The 4461-nt window shown below is 68.9% G+C and carries 3 protein-coding genes and 1 pseudogene; 1 reads left to right on the forward strand and 3 read right to left on the reverse strand.

Going from position 1 to position 4461, the window contains the following annotated elements; genetic code table 11:
- Positions 1 to 205: 205 nt before the first annotated feature.
- The 3 genes and pseudogenes from AX690_RS13545 to AX690_RS24280 form a co-directional block, all read right to left on the reverse strand.
- Positions 206 to 2734, reverse strand: a complete 2529-nt coding sequence (locus AX690_RS13545) for an ATP-binding protein (RefSeq protein ID WP_066683699.1) — start codon at positions 2732 to 2734, stop codon at positions 206 to 208.
- 148 nt (positions 2735 to 2882) lie between these two features.
- Positions 2883 to 3647 (reverse strand): SDR family oxidoreductase, encoded by a 765-nt coding sequence (locus AX690_RS13550; protein WP_066683701.1) that lies wholly within the window; start codon positions 3645 to 3647, stop codon positions 2883 to 2885.
- A gap of 71 nt (positions 3648 to 3718) precedes the next feature.
- Positions 3719 to 3889: pseudogene (locus tag AX690_RS24280) on the reverse strand (hypothetical protein); the annotation flags it as partial.
- Positions 3890 to 3912: 23 nt separating this feature from the next.
- On the opposite strand from AX690_RS24280, the gene AX690_RS13555 reads away from it, so the two are divergent.
- Positions 3913 to 4398, forward strand: a complete 486-nt coding sequence (locus tag AX690_RS13555) for an SRPBCC family protein (RefSeq protein ID WP_066683704.1) — start codon at positions 3913 to 3915, stop codon at positions 4396 to 4398.
- The last annotated feature ends 63 nt before the right edge of the window (positions 4399 to 4461 follow it).

The following is a 4461-nucleotide window of genomic DNA, read 5'->3' on the forward strand; positions in this document are numbered from 1 at the left end:
CCCCTCCGGCCTTCGGCCTCCTCCCCCTCTGGGGGGAGGATTTTCCAACCGTCCGACTAGGGTCGGGAGCCCCTCTCCCCCTGCGGGAGAGGGGGGCGCGCAGCGCCGGGTGAGGAGTCGCGCGACCTTATCCGGACGGGACTTTCCACCCCTCATCCGTCGCCTGCGGCGACACCTTCTCCCGCAAGGGAGAAGGACGCCAACCCTACCCCGCCGCCTCCCGCGTCCGGGTCAGGCACCGGTCCATCACCGACAGCAGGTTGCGCAGGTCGATCGGCTTGGCCACGTGGGCGTCGCAGCCGGCGTCAAGGCAGGTCTTGATCTGGGCCGACATCACGTCGGCCGTCAGGGCGATGACCGGCAAGCGGTGGAACCGCGGATCCAGGCGCAGGCGCCGCGTGGCCTCCAGCCCGTCCAGCACGGGCATGTTGACGTCCATCAGGACGAGGTCGATCGGACGCTGGACCAGGACGTCCAGCGCGACCTGGCCGTTCTCGGCCTCGACCAGCTCGCAGTCGAACGGCTCCAGGAACAGGCGGATGACGCGGCGATTGACCGGGTGGTCATCGACCACCAGGATCCGCCGGCCGTGCAGGGCGGCAAAGCCTTCGGTCGCGTCAGCGGCGTCCTCGGCGCCGGCGGGCGTCTCGATCGGTTCGGCCGGATCGACCAGCATCTCGATCGTGAAGATCGAGCCGCGGCCCTCCTCGCTTTCGACCTTGATCTCGCCGCGCATCATCTTGACCAAGCGGCGGGTGATGTTCAGGCCAAGCCCCGTGCCGCCGAAGTTGCGGGTGGTCGAGGCGTCGGCCTGGGTGAAGGGCCGGAACAGCTTGGCGATCGTCTCCTCGCTCATGCCGATACCGGTGTCCGAGACGCGCAGGCGCACCCGCACCCGGCCATCTTCCTCCGGATAGCAGGCCAGGCCGACCTCGACCTTGCCCTCGCTGGTGAACTTCAGGGCGTTGGAGACCAGGTTGGTCAGGCACTGGCGCACGCGCACGCCGTCGAACATCAGCGGGCCGGGCGGCTCGCTCTCCAGCCGGAACGACAGGGCCACGCCCTTCTCGCGGGCCGTGGGCTGATAGCCGCCGACCAGCCGGGCGCAGCTGCCGACGAGGTCGCCGGTGGTCGGAGCGATCTCCAGCTTGCCGGCCTCGATCTTTGACAGGTCGAGAATGTCGTTCAGCAGCACCAGCAAGGTGTCGCCGCTGTCGAGAATCAGGTCGATCTGCTCGCGCTGCTCGGGCGTCAGGGTCTCGGTGCGCAGGGCCTGGGCCAGGCCCAGCATGCCGTTCAGCGGCGTGCGCAGCTCGTGGCTCATCACGGCCAGGAAGGCGGACTTGGCCTGGTTGGCGGCCTCGGCCCGCTCCTGCGCGCCCTTCAGACGTTGCGAGGCTCGGCGCTGGTGAAGCGCCCAGCCCACCCCGCCGGCCACCAGGACCGCCAGCAGCAGGGCGATGACGACCGAGGCGCGGACCAGGCTGCGCGACAGCCGCACCTGCTCGGCCAGGCGGCGGCTTTCGTCCCGCTTGGCGCGCAGCTCGCCATCCAGGGCCGCCGACATCTCGGCGACGTTGCGGGCGTTCTGCCGGGCGACGCGCAGCGCCTCGTCCTTGCGCCAGGCGTCCAGCTTGCGGAAAGCCTCGGCCGAACGGCCCTCGGTCTGGTCGATATAGGCCCCGATCAAGGCTTCGGCGGCGAGGTCGCGCGGACCCAGAGCGTCCGGGATAGCCTGCATCCGCCGCAGATCGGCGCGCGCCGCCGACGCCTTGCCCAATTGCGCCAAGGCGGTGGCCCGGCGGCTCAGCATGACCACCTGCAGACGTCGTTCCGGCCGGTCGATCAGCGCCTTGGCGTCGGCCAGGCAGTTGAGGACCTCCTGAGGCTGATCGGCCAGGCCGGCTATCTTGGCGCAGAGATAGCGGTCCCAGGTCACCAGATCCGCATTGCCCACGCCGGCCACCCAGCGGTGATGCAGGGCCGCGAACCGGCGCGCCTGGTCGATCGCGCCCAGGTCGGCGGCGATATAGGCGATGTCATAGAGCCGCTCGGTCTTGCTGATGAAGAAAGCGTCGCCTTCGTCGAGCTCGGTCGCCTGGGCCATGTGCTCCAGCGCGCCTTCCTTGTCGCCCATGTCGGACAGGGTGTAGCTGTGGATCTGATGCAGCTCGGCCAGCACCGGCTGGGCGATCCGGTCCCGCCGCCCGGCCTCGTTGGTCATTTCGGTCGCCAGCCGGGCGGCCTCGCGCCAACGTCCCACCTGGCCCAGGTGCCGGACCCGCTCGATCCCCGCTATCAGGCGGATGTCGGGGCCCGACCGGTCCATGAACCGGGTCCAGTCCGCGTCGGTGAAGGCGCGGAACCCCTGCGTCTCGTGCCGGAGCGCGATCGTCTCCAGGTCGGCCAGCGCGGCCAGCGCCGGGTCGTTGTCGCGTCGCGCCACCGCTCGGACCCGCTCGACCCACGGGTCGAACCGGCGACGGATCTGGTTGCTCTTGTAAGCGTAGAGCACGCGCCAGGTGTCGTAGAGCCGCTCGCGGCCCTTCTTGGCCAGGGCCGCCTCGCCGGCGCGCTCGACGTCCTGATTGTCCGGGACGGGACGCACCGTATCGACGCCGATCTTGCGAGTCAGCTGGTCCAGGCGCTGGTCCAGGGACACGCCAGGTTGCGCCTGGACGCCCCCCGCCGCCAAGGTCCCCAAAAGAACGAGCGAAATCAACAAACGCCGCAACAGCGAACACCCCGGAATCCGGGGACACGTTTCGCGGGAACTGGTGTAGGACGGGTTAAGCCTATCGCCCGGCGCGCGGCGTCAGATCGTCGCCCTTACCTTTCCGGGCTCCCCGGCGAATGCCGGGGAGGTCGGGTGGCGGCGGGCGTCAGATCGTCGCCCCGCCGTCCACGACCAGCGCCTGGCCGGTCATGAAGCTGCCGGCCTTCGAGGCCAGGTACACCGCCGCCCCGGCCAGCTCGTCCGGCTCGCCGATCCGGCGCAGCGGCACGCCCTGGGTGGAGCGCTTCAGGGTCTCGGGGTTCTCCCACAGGGCGCGGGCGAAGTCGGTGCGGATCAGGCCCGGCGCGATGCAGTTGACCCGCACGTTGTCGGGACCGAACTCGTGCGCCAGGTTGCGGGCCAGCTGGAAGTCGGCGGCCTTGGAGATGTTGTAGGCGCCGATGATCGTGTTGCCGCGCAGGCCGCCGATCGACGACACGATGATGATCGCGCCGTCCTTCCGCGCCCGCATCTCCGGCGCGACCATGCCGATCAGCCAGTGATTGCTGATGATGTTGTTGTCCAGGATCTTGCGGAACTGGTCGTCGCTGATCCCCTCCATCGGGCCGTAATAGGGATTGCTGGCGGCGTTGCAGACGCAGACATCGACGCGGCCGAACGCCTTGCGGGTCTCGTCGACCAGGTTCTGCAGCTCTTCCTTGGAGGCGATGTTGGCCGGGACCGCGATGGCCGTCCCGGCGCCGTGCTGGGCGTTGAGGGCCGCCGCCACCTCTTCGCAGGGCCCGGCCTTGCGCGAGGAAATCACCACCTTGGCCCCGTGCTCGGCCATCCGCTCGGCGATCGCTTTGCCGATCCCGCGCGAGGACCCGGTGATGATCGCCACCTTGCCAGTAAGGTCGAAGAGGCTCATGGCGCGCTCCCTAAACGCTTGTTTGAATATCGGACACAGTGCGGCGGGCGCGGGGGCGGGTCAAGCGCGCTCAAATCCTCCCCCTCGCGGGGGAGGTGTCGGCTCGAAGAGACGACGGAGGGGGAAGAGGCAAGACCAGCAGAACTTCCCCCTCCGGCCTTCGGCCGCCTCCCCCGCTGGGGGAGGATTTTTTGCTCCCTCCTGTCGGCTCTTGCGCCATCGGCCCGTCCTTGAGGCAACATCACAACCCGCAAGGAGACGCCCCATGCCCCTCGACACCGCCCCCGCGACTTCGGAAGACCGCGACCTCGTCCTGGAACGGATCATCGATGTTCCGCGCGAGACGCTCTACCGGTGCTGGACCTCGCCCGAGCTGCTGGTCCAGTGGTTCTGTCCCAAGCCGTGGTGCGTTTCGGACGTGCGCCAGGACGTGCGCTCGGGCGGGAACAGCTACCTCGTGATGAACGGCCCGAACGGTGAGCGCATCCCGCAACCGGGCGTCTATCTGGAGGTGATCCCGAACGAAAAGCTGGTCTTCACCGACGCCTTCACCGAGACTTGGAAGCCCTCGGCCAAGCCGTTCATGGTCGGCATCGTCACCTTCGAGGACCTCGGCGACGGCAAGACGCGCTACCGCGCCGTGGCCCGCCACTGGACGCTCGAGGACCGCGACACCCACGAGAAGATGGGCTTCCACGAAGGCTGGGGGATCGCCGCGGACCAGCTTGAGGCGCTGGCGAAGACGCTTTGACTTTCCTTTCCCTTGTATCTGGATTGCGGCGCCGGAGCGTGATGGCCTGGAGCTGTGAAGGGA

The sequence above is a fragment of the Caulobacter sp. CCH9-E1 genome, assembly GCF_001556515.1.
Lineage (GTDB): Bacteria > Pseudomonadota > Alphaproteobacteria > Caulobacterales > Caulobacteraceae > Caulobacter.

Bases quoted from the DNA above. Each gene is read 5' to 3' on its own strand.
- AX690_RS13550 (WP_066683701.1), bottom strand. From the start codon at position 3,647: ATGAGCCTCTTCGACCTTACTGGCAAGGTGGCGATCATCACCGGGTCC.
- AX690_RS13555 (WP_066683704.1), top strand. From the start codon at position 3,913: ATGCCCCTCGACACCGCCCCCGCGACTTCGGAAGACCGCGACCTCGTC.